The organism is Brevibacillus sp. BC25, assembly GCF_000282075.1.
Classification (GTDB): domain Bacteria; phylum Bacillota; class Bacilli; order Brevibacillales; family Brevibacillaceae; genus Brevibacillus.
Map to the genome: position 1 here is coordinate 29,970 of NZ_AKIX01000108.1, position 16,958 is coordinate 46,927.

Consider the following 16,958-nt stretch of genomic DNA (forward strand, 5'->3'; position numbering starts at 1 on the left):
CTACTCCACTTCCTTTAATTTGGCGTAGTGAGCAATCTGTTCTCTTAATTGAGAAGCGACATCTCCCGGCAGTCCTGGAATCTCGTGCGAGGAGCCCATTGTTTTTATCGAGATAGTGTACAGCCCGTACCTTCGTAAAATCGGTCCTTGTTTCGTTGAGACTGCTTGGATTTTCGTCATGGGGACAAGGAAATGTCGCTCTATGATCACCCCGAATTTCATTTGCAGGAAGTCTTCGTCGATATCATACCGCCAGCTTTTATATAAAAAATACGGCTCGACAAAAGACCAAATCGTCGCGATCACACCGATAACGAGCAATCCGTGCAGACTCCATCCGATCCATTCCTTCCATAGAAAACGGTTATCTAGATAATAAAGTACGACCAAAATAACAAGTCCGATTACAGCTGTAATCCCCTGGGTAATAAGCTGTACCTTGAACGCATCCTTGGACAAGCTCTTCTGCGGTGCGTTAATTGGAGATGGCATATCATCACTCCTGTATGTTAATCACGCTATCAATTCGCTCTTTCATTCATACGTAAAACAATCCGCCAGGTTTCTACGGACGAATCGTCAATTTTTCATGCAGCAAACGAATACTCTTATGCCGTTCGAATCATACTAAATAATGGAGAAAACGGCTTGTAAAAATTATCACATTATAATCATTATAAAAAACTTGACTTACTGAATCATTTATTAAATAATAATCATTGTAAATTATATTCAAGCATGCCTCGTAACGCATGTCCTGAATATGTACTATACAAAAAACCATATAAAGGAGCTAACACTATGTCACTCATCGGAACTGAAGTATTGCCGTTTAAAGCACAAGCATTCCAAAAAGGTAAATTCCTCGAAGTAACAGAAGCAAACTTCAAAGGTCAATGGAGCGTAGTATGCTTCTACCCAGCAGACTTTACTTTCGTTTGCCCTACTGAACTCGAAGATCTGCAAAACCAATATGCAACTTTGAAAGAACTCGGTGTTGAAGTATACTCCGTTTCTACAGATACTCACTTCACTCATAAAGCATGGCACTCAAGCTCTGAAGCAATCGGTAAAGTAGAATACATCATGATCGGCGATCCTTCCCATGTTATCTCACGCAACTTCGATGTATTGATCGAGGCTGAAGGTCTGGCAGATCGCGGTACATTCATCATCGACCCAGACGGTGTAGTTCAAGCTGTTGAGATTACTGCAGGTGGCATTGGCCGTGATGCAAGTGCTCTGATCAACAAAATCAAAGCAGCACAATACGTTCGCAACAATCCAGGTGAAGTTTGCCCAGCAAAATGGCAAGAAGGTGGCAAAACACTGAAACCAAGCCTTGATCTCGTAGGCAAAATTTAAGGTGTGATATAAAATGGCCCTTGACCAAGAAATCAAAGCGCAACTAGAACAATATCTCGAGCTCTTGGAAGGCGATATTGTACTCAAAGTCAGTGCAGGCACCGATGAGGCATCTTCTGAGATGCTTGCACTGATTGATGAGTTAGCCAGCATGTCTTTGAGGATCAGTGTGGAGAAAGCAGAACTAACTCGCACACCTAGCTTTAGCGTAAACCGTGTCGGTGAAGATACTGGCGTCGTTTTTGCTGGTACTCCACTGGGTCACGAATTTACTTCCTTGGTATTGGCTCTCTTGCAAGTTAGCGGAAGAGCTCCAAAGGTCGAGCAAAGTGTCATTGATCAAATCAAAGACCTTCGTGGTGAATATAAGTTCGAAACTTACATCAGCTTGAGTTGCCACAATTGTCCAGATGTTGTCCAAGCTCTGAACTTGATGAGTATCTTCAATCCTGGTATTACTCATACAATGATTGACGGTGCCGTTTTCAAGGACGAGGTAGAGAGCAAAAACGTGATGGCTGTGCCAAGCGTTTTCCTCAATGGTGAATTTTTCGAAAGCGGTCGTATGACTGTGGAAGAAATTCTTGCCAAGCTGGGTTCTGCTCCAGACGCATCTGAGTTTGACAATAAAGACCCTTATGATGTGCTTGTTGTCGGCGGTGGCCCAGCAGGTGCTAGTGCGGCGATCTATGCAGCACGCAAAGGGATTCGTACTGGTCTCGTTGCTGAACGCCTTGGCGGTCAAGTCAATGACACATTGGGCATTGAGAACTTCATCAGTGTGAAATACATTGAAGGTCCTCAGCTCGCTGCCAACTTGGAGAAGCAAGTGAAAGAGTATGGCATTGATGTCATGAAGCTGCAACGTGCCAAGCGTTTAGAGAAGAAGGATTTAATCGAAATTGAACTTGAAAACGGCGCTGTTCTGAAGAGTAAGACAGTCATCTTGTCGACAGGTGCTCGTTGGCGGAATCTGGGTGTACCAGGTGAAGCAGAGTTCAAGAACAAGGGTGTAGCTTATTGCCCTCACTGCGATGGTCCTTTGTTCATAGGTAAAGATGTTGCAGTTGTTGGTGGCGGTAATTCAGGTGTGGAAGCAGCGATTGATCTCGCAGGTATTGTGAAACATGTAACGGTTCTGGAATTCTCGCCAGAACTGAAAGCTGACGCGGTATTGCAAGATCGTCTTTACAGTCTGCCAAATGTCACTGTACTCAAAAACGTTCAAACCAAAGAAATTACGGGTACGGATAAAGTAAACGGCATTTCTTACATCGAACGTGAGACAGGTGAAACCAAGCACATTGAATTGCAAGGTGTGTTTGTACAGATCGGTCTGGTACCGAATACAGATTGGTTGGGCGAAACGATTGAGCGCACTCGCTTTGGTGAGATCGTGGTAGACAGCCATGGTTCTACAAACATCCCTGGTGTTTTTGCAGCCGGTGATTGCACGAATAGTGCTTATAAACAGATCATCATTTCGATGGGATCTGGTGCTACTGCGGCTTTGGGAGCTTTCGATTATCTCATCCGCAACTAAAAACAAAGCCACTCCTTAACAAGGAGTGGCTTTGTTCATTTATTCGGTTATTGGGTACCCACGTTGATAAACGGAGCAGCTCCACCCGTTACGTTCGGCAACTTTCCATCCCATTTGCGGATCGCTTCGAGTTGCGCCTCAATCTGTCTGAGCTGAATCAGCTCTGGCGTAACCTCTTGCTTTTGCAGTCGCAGCGCTTGTGCCTGTGCTTCTGCTCTCGTAATTTCTTGCTCTTTCTCGATCTTGATCCGCTCCAGATCCAGCTTCGATTTGAGCGCTTGCTGCTCGGCTACCTGCTTGGATTCAATGGCGCGGTTGAATTCATCACTGAAAGTAAACTCGCGAATATTGATTTCGTCGAGGATGATGTTATAGTTTGACAGCTTTTTATGCAGAACTTCTTTTACCTTTTGGCTGACCTCGGAACGCTTGGATACCAGTTCTTCTGCTGTGTATTGAGCGGTCACGGCTTTAAATGATTCCGCAATGGCAGGATCAACAATTCGGCTACTGTACTCCAATCCCACTTGTTGATACAGTTTGTTGACACTTTCTGCATCCAAATGATGGTTAACGGCAATTGTCGTAGATACGGTTTGCAGATCACGTGAAGCAGACGTCTGACTCATTTCTGATTTTTGTACCCGCACTTCCATCGGCACCACGGTTTGGATAAACGGAATTTTAAAATGCATGCCCTCTTGCAGCACTTTTGGCTGTACCGCTCCCAGTTGCAGCACAACTCCACTGTGCCCTGCGGAAATAATCGTAAAAGATTGCGTGCCAAGCAAGACCAACGCGACCAGTATCACAATCGTTGCGATCAGCTTTCCTCCTGCTTGAAAGGGACTCATTTTTACAACATTTTTGTCGCTCATACTCGTCCTCCCTCTATCTATACATGCTCATTCATTTATACGAGGGAGTGGGCTATAAGTTTCAAGAAATTTATGAAAAATACATGTCATGAGCGCTCTGCTTTCGATGCTTCTAAAAGAACATGTGCCATACGCTCTGCCTCGATTTTGCATAGCTCAAATTCAACTTCACCAGATACATGCGAAATCAATTGAATTACTTCCTCACACCCGTGATTGCATATTAAAAACTGCCCCCAACGCACTTCCGATCGTGGAACCTTGCGGGCGGAAAAGCCGCTTTGAAAGCCACCAAGACTCATGTCATTGCATCTCCTATCCGAAAAACAAATCTACAATATTCATCGTTGACGAAGAATTTTGTTTATACATTTCACTATAACCGCAATTCACGCAACTGATTACATCATATACCTGATACTGAACATTCAACATGCGCGATAAGCCACCGCCTGTAGCTGACATCTGTGTCACCGTTGTACGCGTGCAGCCGCATTTTATACATCCTCTGCGTCCACTGTTCCGATCTGACGAAGTCCTCTCTTGCCTTGTACATCTGCACTGGTTGTTTTGATCCAGATTTTCGTTGCATATTCCGCATGCTCCCAACATCTTACCACCTCAACTCATTCGATTATCCACAGCCCCCTCATCATACCCTTTATTTGGAAAGGGAGGCAAAGAAGATTGTTGAAGGAACTCCCCATTCTCACTACTATAGAGACAAGAAGGGAGATGATTCATATGCGAGACCCTTATGTACGAAGAGCTGATTACGGCTCTGAGCAAAGAGTTCCCCTTTCTCTTGGTTCAGAGCCTTCCCGATATTGAGTTGAGGATCTCTTTGCTCATCTATATACGCACATCACGCTATATAGACAGGAGCAAAGCATATGAAATACAAAAATGCACAAGACCTATTGCCAGACGATCTGCTGCGGCAGGTTCAGCATTATGTACAAGGAAGTTACTTGTACATCCCGATCCACCATGAAAACAAAAGACAATGGGGCGCTTCCACAGACACAAAGCAATGGCTAAGCGAGCGCAATCAAGCGATTTGGCAGGCCTATCGCGAAGGGGCTTCTGTCAAAATGCTCGCCGAGAAACATTACTTGACCAAACACAGTATTCGGCGCATTATTCGTGGACATAAATGAGACAGAGAAAAGGTCGGCCGTGTGTCTGTTCCCCAATTGCGTTACACTCCTTTTTAAGATCAGTTGGTCAGGAGGCACAACGTATGAACCAGATTCACTTTCTCGACATTTCGTTTATGTACAATGGATCTGCACAGGTCATTACCCCGGTGCTATTGCAGGATGAGCATGAAATAATCCTTGTGGACTGTGGTTATCCGGACTTTTTGCCACTGCTTCAGGAGGCCGTACACAAGCAACAGCTTACGCTCGACGCCCTTACGAAGGTCATTGTGACGCATCACGATATGGATCACATCGGTTCTTTGGCAGCGTTAAAAAGAACCTATCCGCACCTCGAAATCATCGCCTACGAATCCGAAGCACCATACATCGCTGGACAAAAAACATCTTTGCGATTGGAACAGGCGCAATCAACACTGGACCATCTGTCGCCGGGTGAAAAGCAGAATGCTAAGGAATTTATTCGCTTTTTGCAGTCCATCGAGCCCACTGCGGTTGATCGAACCGTAACGAATCACGAACGCCTGCCTTGGTGTGGCGGCATCGAGGTCATTCATACACCTGGACATATGCCGGGACATATTTCGTTGTATTTGATCGCAAGCAAAACGCTGATTGCCGGAGATGCTGTTGTGATCGAGAACAGTAGACTCGAAATCGCCAATCCGTCCTATACGCTGGATATGCAGGAAGCAATTCGCTCTGTCCGCCGCTTGCTTGATTATGACATCGAGCAGTTGATTTGCTATCACGGTGGATCGTTTCGTGGGGACGTCAAGCAAGCGCTGCGGGAACTGATCCAGGCCTACGACCCGACCCAGGAGGTTTTGAACGGATGAAACAGAACAAATACGATGAGCAAGGTTTTTTCACCACATACAGTCAAATGGCTCGTTTGGTTGAGGGACTGAACGCCGCAGGAGAATGGCACGCGTTCCGGGAGCTACTGCCTTCCCTTCGCGAGAAAAAAGTGCTCGATCTAGGCTGTGGCTTCGGCTGGCACTGCCGATATGCGCGTGAGCAGCAGGCCCGCTCCGTTGTAGGTGTCGACCTTTCCGAAAAAATGTTGGCTCGTGCCAGAGAGACGACAACTGATCCCGCCATCGAGTATCTCCGTCTTCCGATTGAAGACATTGATTTTGCTCCAGCGGATTTCGACGTCGTCATCAGCTCCTTGGCCATCCATTATGTGGAGCGCTTTGACTTGCTTTGCCAACGTGTTTATCACTGTCTTGCTCCTGGAGGTTCCTTCGTTTTCTCCGTGGAGCATCCCGTCTTCACTGCTCTGGCTGAACAGGACTGGCATTACGGACCCGGGGGCGAACGCTTGCACTGGCCAGTGGACAACTATCAGCAGGAAGGCATCCGGCAAACCACTTTTCTGGATCATGAAGTCGTCAAGTATCACCGAACGCTTTCAAGCTATATGAACGATCTCCTTGCTGCCAGATTTCACCTTACAAAAGTCGCTGAACCTGGTCCTCCTGAAGAAATGCTGGATATACCCGGGATGCGAGACGAAATCCGTCGGCCGCTCTTCTTGTTGATCGCCGCCAGCAAACCAGCATCCTAACTATAAAAAAAGCACCCCGTCCTCCACGTCATTACCGTGTTTGGACGGGGTGCTCTGTTATTTCCCAGCAGCCTCCAGATTTTTAAACTGGTTGTAAAACAATTGATAGTAGGTACCTTTTTGTTCGATAAGTTCGTCATGACTGCCTTTTTCCACGATCTCTCCCCGATCCACAACCATAATCGTGTCGGCATCCCGAATTGTATTAAGTCTGTGTGCAATCACAAAGCTCGTACGCCCCTCCATAATAGTGAGGAGCGCATCCTGGATATTCAGCTCTGTCCGTGTATCGATGCTGCTTGTCGCTTCGTCGAGTATGAGCAGCGAAGGCTTGGCGAGTATGACGCGGGCAATCGCCAAAAGCTGGCGCTGTCCCTGACTCAGGTTGCCTCCATTTTCCGTCAGCATCGTATCATAACGCATCGGGAGTCGATTGATGAACACGTCCGCATTTGCCATTTTCGCAGCGGCTACTACCTCCGTATCTGTTGCATCCGGCTTGCCGTACATAATATTCTCCTTGATGGTACCGGAAAACAAGTACGTATCCTGCAAAACAAAGCCAAAGCTGCGCCGCAAGCTGTCGCGCGAATACTCTCGAATGTCTTTTCCATCCAAATAAATCGTTCCTGAGGTCACATCGTAAAACCGCGTGAGCAAATTCACGATGGTGGTCTTGCCTGCACCCGTTGGTCCGACTAACGCGATGGTGCTGCCTGCCTGTGCCTCGAAGCTGATATTTTTCAAAATCAATTGATCCGGACGATAGCCGAAGCTGACCTGATCAAAGACGACGTGACCATTGGGCTGTGCAAGCACAGTGGCACCCGGAGAATCCAATGGCTCCTCTTGTTCATCCAATACCTCAAACACACGCTCCGCGCCAGCAACACCGGATTGAAGCACATTGAAAATGTTCGCGAGGTCGTTCAGCGGACGGACAAACTGTCGGGAATAACTGAGAAAGCTCGCAATAACACCTACTGTGATCAATCCTTTTATAGCGAGAACGCCTCCGACAATCGCCACCATGGCAAAGCCGAGGTTGTTGATCACGTTCATGATCGGCATGAGAAAGCCTGTCCATACCTGTGCCTTCATCCCGATCTTGCAGAGCCGGTCATTGATCGTCGTAAAGTCCTCAATGGCCTTTTGCTCATAATTGAAGGCCTGCACCACCTGAATACCTGAAATCGTCTCTTCAATGTGCCCGTTCAGCTTGCCCAGCTCCATCTGCTGATTTTTGAACAGTACACTCGTTCGTTTGGCAATCGTGCGTGTGAGCAGAAACACGAGTGGCACCGTGATCAGGCATGCGAGTGTCAGGATCGGAGACAAGACGAGCATCATCACCAGCGAACCAAGTATCACGATCCCGCCTGACATCAATTGCGTTGTGGATTGAGAGATGGAGTTGCTGACGTTGTCGATATCATTCGTGAGCCTGCTCATCAACTCCCCGTGCGTACGCCCATCGAAATAAGCAATCGGCAGCTTTTGCAGCTTGTCAAAAAGGGCTTGCCTCAGATTCGTGACGATCCGTTGCGAGATGCCTGCCATCAACCAGCTTTGCAAAAACGTCAGTGCCCCATCCAAAATGTACGAGCCGAGCAGGGCAAGAATGATGATAGACAAAAAGCTAAGAGCTTCCTCGCCACCTGTCATCGCATCAATCGACTTTCCGATCAAATAAGGCGCAGACAGCATGAGTAGTGCATCGACAAATACTATGCCGAATACAATCGGCAGCAGCTTTTTTTCTTTCCCAAAAGCTTGCCAGAGCCTTTTTAGCGTACCCGAAAAATTCTTGGGCTTACTCACTGGACCTCTGGCAGCACCATGTCCAAAGCCTCTGCCAGGTCTCGGTGAAAAGACAGATTGTTGCTTCTGTTGACTCACCTTACTTCACCTCCCGGCCGATTTGTGACTGAAAGATTTCCTGATATACGTGGCAAGAGGTTATCAATTCATCATGCGTACCGATGCCCGCGACTTCTCCATTGTCGAGCACGATGATTTTATCCGCATCCATGACAGACGTAATCCGCTGTGCGATCAAGATGCAGGTGAGGCCAGCCGCATAGGCTCGAAGCGCATCCTTAATCTTCGCTTCTGTCGCCACATCTACCGCGCTGGTACTGTCATCGAGAATGAGGATTTCCGGCTTTTTCACCAAGGCTCTAGCTATGGAAATACGCTGCTTCTGTCCCCCAGAGAAGTTGACTCCTCCCTGCCCTACGCGTGTCTCATAGCCTTCAGGAGTGGCGGAGATGAACTCGTGAGCCTGCGCCATACGTGCCGCTTGCTCGACCTCCTCGTGGGTCGCCTCTGCCTTGCCCCAACGAATGTTTTCCATCACCGTGCCTGTAAACAGCATTGTTTTTTGCGGTACGATCGCCATTTTTTCACGTAATCGCTTGGGTTCAATGTCTCGTACATCTATGCCATCTACCCGAATCGTGCCTTCCGTTACATCATAAAACCGTGGAATCAAGCCAACCAAACTGCTTTTTCCAGCGCCTGTCGATCCGATAATCCCGATGGTCTCCCCAGGCAGACAAGTAAACGAAATCTGCTTGAGTACTGGCTGACCGCCACCTTCGTCATACGAGAAGCTGACCTGCTCGAAGTCGATACGTCCCTTTTTGCCTGGAAGCTCGTGAGATTGTACCTCTTTCCAGCTCATTTGGTTTTCTTCAGCAAATACTTCTTCGATACGTCCTGCCGATGCTTTGGCTCGCACAAACATGTTAAATACCAGCGAAATCATCATGAGTGAAAACAAAATTTGCGTCATGTAGTTCGTAAACGCGATAATATGACCGACTTCGATGCTACCTTGTTCTACGCCAAGCCCCCCAAGCCAAAGGACCGCGACAATTCCGAGGTTCATCGTCAGCATGATCGCGGGACTGAAGATAGACATTACCCGCGTAGCCGATACCGATTTGGATTGCAGCTCTTCGTTTGCCCGTGTAAATTTGCCACGTTCAAAATCAAAACGATTGAATGCCTTAACGACTCGTACGCCAGATAAATACTCACGCATCGCACCGTTCACTCTGTCGAGCGCCTGCTGTACTTTCAGAAAGAACGGGAAACCGATTTTCATGTTCAAGAGAATAAATAGGCCCACAATGGGTACAACGATTGCGAGAATCACAGCCAAATTCACGTTCAATTGGGTTGCCATAAACAACCCGCCAATGCACATCAACGGCGCCTTGACGAATATTCGCATCATGCCGTTCACAAACATCTGCACTTGATTGACGTCATTGGTCAGGCGTGTCACGAGCGAGGCTCTGTCGAACTTGTTCAAGTTTTCAAAGGATAAGGACTGCACTTTTGAAAACAAATCTGCACGCAGCTGCGCACCAAAGTTTTGCGAAACATATGTGGCTAGCAAATTGCGGATCGATGCCGCGACTGCCCCCAACGCCGTAACGAGCAGCATCAGCCCGCCTGTCTTGAGCACGTAGTCCATATCCCGGTTTGCTACACCCGCATCGATAATGTGTGACAGGAGCGTCGGCTGCAAAAGATCACATATCGCCTCCAAGGCTAAGAAAAACATGGAAATCCCGGCGACTACGCCGTATTTTTTTATGTAGGTTGTGTAGAAGCGCATCCGTTCACCCCATCTGTGTTCTTACGTACAAGATAACGCTTAGCTAGCGAAATGTCACGAGGGATTGTCAAAACGAAAGCGTGGGGCTTACAGGTTTTTCCTATCATCGTCGTCGAAATATTAGGTGATAGATTTTTGTTCGAATGGGAGATGAAAGGATGGCTCAATCACTGTTAAAAGGCATGGAAGGGGTTTTTATACCTGTGACGGACCCGGGTGCGTCTGCAAAATGGTATGAAGAAAAGCTTGGGTGCAGACCTTTGTTTGTGGAAGAGGAAGCGATTACGATGCGGATTTCCGATGAATCAAGCACCGTGATCTGTCTCGTCCGCGTAGAGAACCATCAACCGATGACATTTCCGGAAAATCATTTTGGTGTCGACAAATACTATAATTTTCTTCCCTCGGACATTGAGGCGGCACATCAGCTGTTAACAGAGCGTGGAGTAAGGGTAACCCAGATTGATGAATTTGGGTCTACGAAGGTGCTGACGTTTTTTGACCCAGACGGGAATCCACTTGGGATGTGCCAGTATTGAATTGACAAAAAGGGCAAAAAGCTGGAATCACCACTTCGATCCCATGCTTTTTGCCCTCAGTTCGTTTACTCCGTCTTTTATTCCTGTGGAACAGCGCCTTGATCCATATACAAGAACTCCCACAGATGGCCATCCAAATCTTGAAAGCTCCAGCTGTACATAAAGCCATGGTCAACCTTGTCTTTCGATGGAGTTGCACCCGCAGCAAATGCTTTGTTTACGATCTCATCGACTTGCGCTCTGCTGTCCGCAGACAACGCGACAATGACCTCGGTGCTTCTGGTTGAATCCGTCAGCTCTTTTTTCGTAAACGTTTGGAAAAACTCTTCAACGAGCAGCATGGCAAAAATGTTTTCGCCGATCACCAGGCATGCTGCATTTTGATCTGTAAATTGCGGGTTAAATTCATAGCCGATCGCCGTAAAGAAGTCGATCGATTTGTTGAGGTCCTTCACCGGTAAATTGACGAAAATTTGATTGGATTGCAAAGCCATGTGTGATTCCTCCTCAGGGGGTTTTCCTTGATGTCTATATCCTATCATTCCCGATTGCGCGAGGCTTCTTCTGGATTGCTATTTTGCCACGAAGGTATGTGGCTTTAGACCGAGGACAGCGAAATGAGCCAAAGCAATCCCTATTCTACTACATCCAAATCTTGTAAGATAAACACATGCGTGACATTCATCTTTCAAGAAACGTCTACCTTCTACACACAAAAATGGAAAGAGAAAGTGATTCTACCTATGAAAAAGGCCAAATACCTCAACATCCTGCTAGCTCTAAGCCTTACTCTATCAATCGTTCCTTCTGTCGCACATTCCGAAACGGCCATCCGTTCAGACAGACCAGAAACGACAGTACTCAAGTACGTTCCGACAGAAAAAGAGATTCAGGTACCACCTGGTCTAACGGAACCATTTTTCGTACCATTTGCAGGATCGAGTCCAAACGATCCCTTTTACAAAGAGTTCAAGCAGCAATGGTTCCCTCATTTTGCCCTTGTTTCTCCTACCGGGAAAGTAATCGATCAGCAGGAATCGTTAGCATATCCGGGGTACACGAGTCCGTTGCAAGACGGATACGGTTTTTTTCATATTATTACGTTCTATGGCAACAGCTCGTTTATTATTTTCGATCAACAAGGCAACACACAGGAATTAGGTGCTTACAACAATTATTTTACGCAAATTGACGGAGAATGGTTTTTGTACTCCCCTACGAGCTATACGTCTTATCTGTATAATGCTCGTACGAAAACATCCAAGCAGATCACAGATGAGGAACTATTCACGATCCCAAGTGAATATACGGGAGCTACAACTTTCGATATTCAGCACTACCCTTTTGTCCAATACAACAAAAAGGATGGCGCAATATTATCCTACAAATTCGGTTTAAAAGACATGAATGGAAAAATACACGCGAAGCCGTTCTTTGATGAGTACATGGGATACAGCGAAGGATTGCATCGCGTGAAAATAAATGGCATGACCCACTTTATTACGCACGAAGGAAAAGTCGTGCTGAAGCCATCCCGAAATTACAAAGTGGAATCCAACTTCCATTCCGGTGTTTTTATCGTGTCAGGCAAAAAAGACAATGAAGAATTTTACTTATTGATGAATAAAAAAGGGACATTCGCTTCGAAAAAGTATGCCTTTCTGAAAGAGACGAGTGACGGACAATTTATTGCCGTGTCGAAAACTAAGGATGGGTATTTCTTCCAGAAAATCAATGCGATGGACAAACCAACCACAACCCTTCCTTACAAGCTGGATAAACCAGAGCAACTCAAGCATTTGAAACAGACTGGCAAACTCTTTCACACAGACACACAAATCGTTGCAGACGTGGCGAATAAGCAACCATTCCCGTTTCCGCACAAGCTGCTCACACCCCCGCGCAAGGAAACCGTCTCCATGCAATACACGGTAGGCGGCAAGAAATATATCGGTACGTTTACGCATGATGGGACGAAGATATATGCCAGAGAACTGAAATAGCTGCTGGATTAGCTCTGTTCCCTATTCTTCTACACGAAAGGACGTTGTTTCATGGAGCCAACTATTCTCTCCCGTGAGGAAACGCACGTAATTGGTATCACTTTTACGGCGAATGTGACAGAAGACTTGGGCAAAAAACTCTCCGCTACTACGACTGAAGCTTTGCGAGCTAGAAAAAGCGAGATTCACCATCAGGTTGGTGAGGGCGAATATCTGATCCAAATCTATCCTGACAAAGCTGACTTCGATGCGGCGGTAGATCCTTTTACCACCCTAATTGGCGTCGAAGTTTCCAGCCTGGCCGATATTCCTGAAGGGATGGTCAGTCACACGATTCCTGCGGGGAAATTTGCAAAAGTAACACACAAGGGGCCCGAGACAAACTTGGGCGAGACGTATGGTTTTCTTTACGGGTCTTGGCTCTGCGAATCGGGATATGATTATGCCGGATTTGATTTTGAGTATTGGGACGAGCGCTACAAGCCAGAGCAAGAAGACAATGAAATTGATATTTACGTTCCTCTATTCAAATATGAGATATAGTGAAAAACCAGGGATTTCTCTCCCTGGTTTTTCTGTTGTTACGATGTTATTATCTACGCACCCACTCCCCTGTCAGCGCATCTACCATATAAAGCGGGTTATCGTGATAATAAATATGATAGACGAGACGCGGCTCTAATCTTCCTGTAGTTGGGTTCTCCATCAGCTTGTAGACCAATCGGAGCGGGCGATTGGTGACGTATACGCTAGTCGCGTCTTCCCGTGACATTGCGTTGCTTTTGTCAGGAAGCGGTTTAGACTCCTCGGCATACGGGGGAATGATTCCGATCACCTGTTTCCTGTCCACATCAAAATGAACCGTATACCCCCCCATAATCGGTACTCCCTGATGGGACTTGAAGAATTGATATGTTTCGATGTTGCCTTTTTTAGTGGCAGGACCAAGTAGTAGTTCTTTGGTGTCTAACGGAAGGTATTTCTGAAACTGCTTAGCTGCTTCTTGAACGTTTTCCTGCTTCGGATGAGGGAGTTTCTCCTCTTTCTCAGGGATATTACCATACCGATAGTCGAGAATATCGCCTGTTTCTGTCACCACGGTCAGTTCCATTTTTTGTTTAATTCGCGTCTCTATTTTGTACGTATGTACGCCTGAGCCTTGATGAACTACGAAGGAAAACGGAGGCTCGAATCCCCACTCCCGAAAAAGTCTATCTGCTTCTTCCATGTCCGGAGCTACCAGCTTTATGCCTCCCGGTTTCACCGGAATTGGCGGCATTTCTACGAGACTATAATCGGGATGATAGCGTTCTGTGGGGTAAATTTCTCCTGTGATGGCATCGATAAAACCTGAAAATGGAAACTCGTACTGCAATCGCCCTTCTCCCTCTGAATAGAGGAGCCGGGCACTTTGCCCAAAAATTTGCTCAGCCTGTTTCACTGGCATTGCCTTTTTGGGATCAGGAAAGACCATGCGTGTCGTATCGTCTGTCTGTATCTCTTTTATATGATGCCTGCCCGCCTTGTCTATCGTAAATGTGTATTGGTCTTCCAGAACCGGTATGTTGTTAACCGTCTTGTTCATCACGACATGACCTGTTTCTGTATTGGACAGCATGCCGTTTACCGCATATTGGCTTGCATCTCGACCTGCCAATTCTTGCAGCAGCTTCTTCGCCTGTTCGTATACAGGATGAGCGGGAAGCTGCGGACTACTTGTTGCCGTCACCTGAGGGTCCACGCGTTCGTTTTGCCCCAACCCGGCCATGATGTACAGCCCAAAGCCAGAAGCGATCACGACTGCTGTCATCCCCGCTTTCAACGGATTCATGAACAGCCGTCTCCTCTTGCCGACCCGAATTGTTTCTTCTTCCAGCACTGTACGTAAACTCTGTACAAACTCCTTACGTGGGGGTGTACTTTTTTGCAGAGTCGCTAACCGTTCCAGCATATCTCGTTCATTTTGCCAATCCACTGTACAACTCCCCCTTCTTCGTATGCGTCAGTTTGCCATGCAGCAACTTCAGTGCCCGGTGCATCGTCGTTTTCACATTTGATTCTGAACAACCCAGTATTTCGGCTGTCTCTTTGACGCTGTACTCTTTAATACCACGCAGAATGGCAACCATGCGGTAATGCGGTGGCAGTCCCTTAATCGCGGCAATCAATTCCTGCTCGTCCTCCCGGCTTTCCGCTTCGTGTGCCGGATTCCCTTCCGAGGCTGGCATCACGACAGACAGCCAGTCCCCTGACAACAGCTTTTGCCACTTGCGTTTTCGATAGTAATTCATCGCTGTATGCTTCGCGATCGCAAACAGCCATGTCTTCACGTCAGATCGCTCTTCAAATCGTTCAAGCGATCGAATCACTCGCAAAAAAACCTCCTGCGTCAAATCTTCTGCATCATTCTGACTGCCGGCAAAGTACAGCAAAAATTGATACACATCATGATAATGCCGCTCATAGATGGCCATGACCTGATGTTTCATTTCTTCATACAAAAAAGCTCCTCCATTCTCTTGCTGTCGGCTGATCGACTACTTTCCTATAGCGAAAATTTTCTCGGATACCAATTAGTGTCTTGAGCAGGAAAAAGGTTACAGCAGAATGTTTGAAAATGTTCAGGAATGCAACAGCGACGGACGGATCGGGTAGCCTATAATTTACATGAGTCCTGCTACTTTCCTGATAACACAAGACGTAAGAACGGAGTGACCTGTATGTATAAACGGCTATTAGCTATCCCGATTGCCGCTTTGCTCCTCGTCCTGGCAGCCTGCGGCAATAGTGGACAAACGGGCGATTCAGCGGCATCGAAACCGACCAGATCGATCAATTACTTGGGTAACACTTATACAATTCCGGCCAGAACCAAAGATATTGTTTTCGTAGGCTTCCCTGCTTCGTATGAAGACTCTTTCTTGCTGGGAATCCCGCCTGTCGCAGCTACGATGGATAAAAACGGAAAGTTTCCGGCGGAATATCAAGCCATGACCAGAAACGCCAAGCATCTCCCTTATAATATTGCAGATAACCTAGGTGAGCTGGTTGCCCTCGAACCTGACGTCATCATGACAACCGACAAGACCTCCAAGGAAGACTTGGCTAAATTGCAAACCGCTGCATCCGTCATTCCCGTCTCTACGAACGGAGCTTATTGGCAAGAAAACTTGCGTCTGCTCGCTGATGTTCGTGGAAAAGATGCTAATTTGGATACTTTCGTAGGTAAAGTGAAGCAAAACGCATTGGAACTCCGCGACAAGCTCACTCCACTTCCAGAGAAGAAAGTGCTAACGTTGTGGTTCCAAGAAGGCTCCTTCTACGCCTATCCGAAAGATGAACGGTACAATTACCTGTTATATACAGACTTGGCCCTGCCTGTCCCAGATGTCGTCGCGAATATACAGGAGCGTACCGCACTCTCTATGGATGCTTTGGCAAAAGAAGATCCCAACTACTTGTTTGTGATGGTCAACAAAGAAGACCAGCCCGCTTTCAAGCAGTTGCAAGAGCAGCCTGCATGGACAAACCTACGCGCAGTCAAAGCAGGTCAAATGTACATGAATGCAGTTGAACCAGGATTGGCTGGTGGCACGGCCTACAGCAACCAATCGTTTTTAAATGCGATTCGAAAACAGATGCTAAAGATGAGTGAATAAAAAGATGGGCTTTGCTCATACTATACTCATCGAGCTCGGTGGTGTGTTCTCAATCAGGCTGTAGTCCTTTACGGAGGCGATGTGCCATGGATGATTTACACGATCACCTAGTGAGTAAGGGAAACCGTACACTGCTTTAAGCTTCTAACTTCATACTGGAGGTAGATGCGTCGCACGTGATGATCGGTAACACCTCAAAACTAACGAGCTCGATATATGCCGTCTCCTTTATGGAGGCGGTTTTATTTCTTTTAAAACACGTTTATCGGGCTGTAGTGGGGGGAGGAAACAGGAGAAAACGCTCAGCTTCTTGTCCCACCCGCTGGGGGATTCACTGCCCGGCTCCATGAAAAAAAGCGAAACCCGCGTCCAAAGTCGTCTATTCAGGAGGTTTCTCAGAGGTGGACGCTAAAAGCTTGTTTCCCTTTTTTTCATTGCGCCTCGGTCGGTGTACCAAAGATCTTCGCTTTTTTCTCCTGTTTCCTCTACGAGCTTTCCGTGTTAGACGGGTTTTAAAAGCCTTAAAAGATGGAAGAATCTAATCAGTCACGACAGAGAAGAATATTTCCAGACGTAGCGACTTGTGGAGTCCTACCGAGCGGAG

19 protein-coding genes are annotated in these 16,958 nt (G+C 46.9%); 9 read left to right on the plus strand and 10 right to left on the minus strand.

The features are described from left to right. Nucleotides 1-492 carry a PH domain-containing protein gene (locus PMI05_RS24065; protein WP_007727512.1) on the minus strand — a complete coding sequence of 164 codons (492 nt, stop codon included), beginning with the start codon at nt 490-492 and terminating at the stop codon, nt 1-3. 309 nt (nt 493-801) lie between these two features. On the opposite strand from PMI05_RS24065, the gene ahpC reads away from it, so the two are divergent. Together ahpC and ahpF are read left to right on the plus strand one after the other, a co-directional pair. Further along, nucleotides 802-1,365, plus strand: coding sequence for an alkyl hydroperoxide reductase subunit C (gene ahpC, locus PMI05_RS24070; RefSeq protein ID WP_007727513.1), 564 nt, complete (start codon nt 802-804; stop codon nt 1,363-1,365). Nucleotides 1,366-1,378: 13 nt separating this feature from the next. After that, complete coding sequence (gene ahpF / locus PMI05_RS24075; protein ID WP_007727514.1) at nt 1,379-2,908, plus strand: alkyl hydroperoxide reductase subunit F; 1,530 nt, start codon at nt 1,379-1,381, stop codon at nt 2,906-2,908. A gap of 47 nt (nt 2,909-2,955) precedes the next feature. Here the strand turns inward: ahpF and PMI05_RS24080 are convergent, their stop codons facing one another. From PMI05_RS24080 to PMI05_RS31685, 4 genes are all read right to left on the minus strand, one after another. Continuing rightward, nucleotides 2,956-3,786, minus strand: a complete 831-nt coding sequence (locus tag PMI05_RS24080) for a prohibitin family protein (protein ID WP_007727515.1) — start codon at nt 3,784-3,786, stop codon at nt 2,956-2,958. A gap of 86 nt (nt 3,787-3,872) precedes the next feature. Beyond that, entirely contained in the window at nt 3,873-4,088 is a 216-nt protein-coding gene (locus tag PMI05_RS24085; protein ID WP_007727516.1) for a hypothetical protein, read from the minus strand. Between the two features lie 13 nt (nt 4,089-4,101). Beyond that, nucleotides 4,102-4,251, minus strand: a complete 150-nt coding sequence (locus PMI05_RS31450) for a zinc ribbon domain-containing protein (protein WP_238543350.1) — start codon at nt 4,249-4,251, stop codon at nt 4,102-4,104. A gap of 32 nt (nt 4,252-4,283) precedes the next feature. Further along, complete coding sequence (locus PMI05_RS31685; RefSeq protein ID WP_255344521.1) at nt 4,284-4,406, minus strand: hypothetical protein; 123 nt, start codon at nt 4,404-4,406, stop codon at nt 4,284-4,286. Between the two features lie 273 nt (nt 4,407-4,679). On the opposite strand from PMI05_RS31685, the gene PMI05_RS24090 reads away from it, so the two are divergent. From PMI05_RS24090 to PMI05_RS24100, 3 genes are all read left to right on the plus strand, one after another. Beyond that, entirely contained in the window at nt 4,680-4,946 is a 267-nt protein-coding gene (locus PMI05_RS24090; RefSeq protein WP_007727518.1) for a CD3324 family protein, read from the plus strand. 83 nt (nt 4,947-5,029) lie between these two features. Further along, nucleotides 5,030-5,788, plus strand: a complete 759-nt coding sequence (locus PMI05_RS24095) for an MBL fold metallo-hydrolase (RefSeq protein ID WP_007727519.1) — start codon at nt 5,030-5,032, stop codon at nt 5,786-5,788. Further along, on the plus strand, nt 5,785-6,522 hold the full coding sequence (locus PMI05_RS24100) for a bifunctional 2-polyprenyl-6-hydroxyphenol methylase/3-demethylubiquinol 3-O-methyltransferase UbiG (protein ID WP_007727520.1): 738 nt from the start codon (nt 5,785-5,787) through the stop codon (nt 6,520-6,522). The genes PMI05_RS24095 and PMI05_RS24100 overlap by 4 nt, the downstream gene beginning before the upstream one ends. Before the next feature lie 57 nt (nt 6,523-6,579). Here the strand turns inward: PMI05_RS24100 and PMI05_RS24105 are convergent, their stop codons facing one another. Together PMI05_RS24105 and PMI05_RS24110 are read right to left on the minus strand one after the other, a co-directional pair. Further along, nucleotides 6,580-8,421, minus strand: a complete 1,842-nt coding sequence (locus tag PMI05_RS24105) for an ABC transporter ATP-binding protein (RefSeq protein ID WP_007727522.1) — start codon at nt 8,419-8,421, stop codon at nt 6,580-6,582. 1 nt (nt 8,422) lies between these two features. Then, nucleotides 8,423-10,153 (minus strand): ABC transporter ATP-binding protein, encoded by a 1,731-nt coding sequence (locus PMI05_RS24110; protein ID WP_039961291.1) that lies wholly within the window; start codon nt 10,151-10,153, stop codon nt 8,423-8,425. A gap of 158 nt (nt 10,154-10,311) precedes the next feature. On the opposite strand from PMI05_RS24110, the gene PMI05_RS24115 reads away from it, so the two are divergent. Continuing rightward, nucleotides 10,312-10,692, plus strand: a complete 381-nt coding sequence (locus tag PMI05_RS24115; RefSeq protein WP_007727525.1) for a VOC family protein — start codon at nt 10,312-10,314, stop codon at nt 10,690-10,692. A gap of 77 nt (nt 10,693-10,769) precedes the next feature. Here the strand turns inward: PMI05_RS24115 and PMI05_RS24120 are convergent, their stop codons facing one another. After that, nucleotides 10,770-11,186, minus strand: a complete 417-nt coding sequence (locus tag PMI05_RS24120; protein WP_007727527.1) for a VOC family protein — start codon at nt 11,184-11,186, stop codon at nt 10,770-10,772. Nucleotides 11,187-11,435: 249 nt separating this feature from the next. On the opposite strand from PMI05_RS24120, the gene PMI05_RS24125 reads away from it, so the two are divergent. Together PMI05_RS24125 and PMI05_RS24130 are read left to right on the plus strand one after the other, a co-directional pair. Beyond that, nucleotides 11,436-12,695, plus strand: a complete 1,260-nt coding sequence (locus PMI05_RS24125) for a hypothetical protein (protein ID WP_039961293.1) — start codon at nt 11,436-11,438, stop codon at nt 12,693-12,695. 51 nt (nt 12,696-12,746) lie between these two features. Then, nucleotides 12,747-13,238, plus strand: a complete 492-nt coding sequence (locus PMI05_RS24130; RefSeq protein ID WP_007727529.1) for a GyrI-like domain-containing protein — start codon at nt 12,747-12,749, stop codon at nt 13,236-13,238. Between the two features lie 49 nt (nt 13,239-13,287). Here PMI05_RS24130 and PMI05_RS24135 read toward each other — a convergent pair whose 3' ends face one another. After that, nucleotides 13,288-14,670: a hypothetical protein gene (locus PMI05_RS24135; protein WP_007727531.1), complete on the minus strand. Its 1,383-nt coding sequence runs from the start codon at nt 14,668-14,670 to the stop codon at nt 13,288-13,290. Further along, nucleotides 14,654-15,196, minus strand: coding sequence for an RNA polymerase sigma factor (locus tag PMI05_RS24140; RefSeq protein ID WP_007727532.1), 543 nt, complete (start codon nt 15,194-15,196; stop codon nt 14,654-14,656). The genes PMI05_RS24135 and PMI05_RS24140 overlap by 17 nt, the downstream gene beginning before the upstream one ends. A gap of 219 nt (nt 15,197-15,415) precedes the next feature. Between PMI05_RS24140 and PMI05_RS24145 the strand changes: the two genes are divergently transcribed. After that, complete coding sequence (locus tag PMI05_RS24145; RefSeq protein WP_007727533.1) at nt 15,416-16,354, plus strand: ABC transporter substrate-binding protein; 939 nt, start codon at nt 15,416-15,418, stop codon at nt 16,352-16,354. The last annotated feature ends 604 nt before the right edge of the window (nt 16,355-16,958 follow it).

What these genes read in the sequence shown, in the direction of transcription:
- PMI05_RS24065 (WP_007727512.1), bottom strand. Translation starts at nt 492, where the DNA reads ATGCCATCTCCAATTAACGCACCGCAGAAGAGCTTGTCCAAGGATGCG.
- ahpC (WP_007727513.1), top strand. Translation starts at nt 802, where the DNA reads ATGTCACTCATCGGAACTGAAGTATTGCCGTTTAAAGCACAAGCATTC.
- ahpF (WP_007727514.1), top strand. Translation starts at nt 1,379, where the DNA reads ATGGCCCTTGACCAAGAAATCAAAGCGCAACTAGAACAATATCTCGAG.
- PMI05_RS24080 (WP_007727515.1), bottom strand. Translation starts at nt 3,786, where the DNA reads ATGAGCGACAAAAATGTTGTAAAAATGAGTCCCTTTCAAGCAGGAGGA.
- PMI05_RS24085 (WP_007727516.1), bottom strand. Translation starts at nt 4,088, where the DNA reads ATGAGTCTTGGTGGCTTTCAAAGCGGCTTTTCCGCCCGCAAGGTTCCA.
- PMI05_RS31450 (WP_238543350.1), bottom strand. Translation starts at nt 4,251, where the DNA reads ATGTCAGCTACAGGCGGTGGCTTATCGCGCATGTTGAATGTTCAGTAT.
- PMI05_RS24090 (WP_007727518.1), top strand. Translation starts at nt 4,680, where the DNA reads ATGAAATACAAAAATGCACAAGACCTATTGCCAGACGATCTGCTGCGG.
- PMI05_RS24095 (WP_007727519.1), top strand. Translation starts at nt 5,030, where the DNA reads ATGAACCAGATTCACTTTCTCGACATTTCGTTTATGTACAATGGATCT.
- PMI05_RS24100 (WP_007727520.1), top strand. Translation starts at nt 5,785, where the DNA reads ATGAAACAGAACAAATACGATGAGCAAGGTTTTTTCACCACATACAGT.
- PMI05_RS24110 (WP_039961291.1), bottom strand. Translation starts at nt 10,153, where the DNA reads ATGCGCTTCTACACAACCTACATAAAAAAATACGGCGTAGTCGCCGGG.
- PMI05_RS24115 (WP_007727525.1), top strand. Translation starts at nt 10,312, where the DNA reads ATGGCTCAATCACTGTTAAAAGGCATGGAAGGGGTTTTTATACCTGTG.
- PMI05_RS24120 (WP_007727527.1), bottom strand. Translation starts at nt 11,186, where the DNA reads ATGGCTTTGCAATCCAATCAAATTTTCGTCAATTTACCGGTGAAGGAC.
- PMI05_RS24125 (WP_039961293.1), top strand. Translation starts at nt 11,436, where the DNA reads ATGAAAAAGGCCAAATACCTCAACATCCTGCTAGCTCTAAGCCTTACT.
- PMI05_RS24130 (WP_007727529.1), top strand. Translation starts at nt 12,747, where the DNA reads ATGGAGCCAACTATTCTCTCCCGTGAGGAAACGCACGTAATTGGTATC.
- PMI05_RS24145 (WP_007727533.1), top strand. Translation starts at nt 15,416, where the DNA reads ATGTATAAACGGCTATTAGCTATCCCGATTGCCGCTTTGCTCCTCGTC.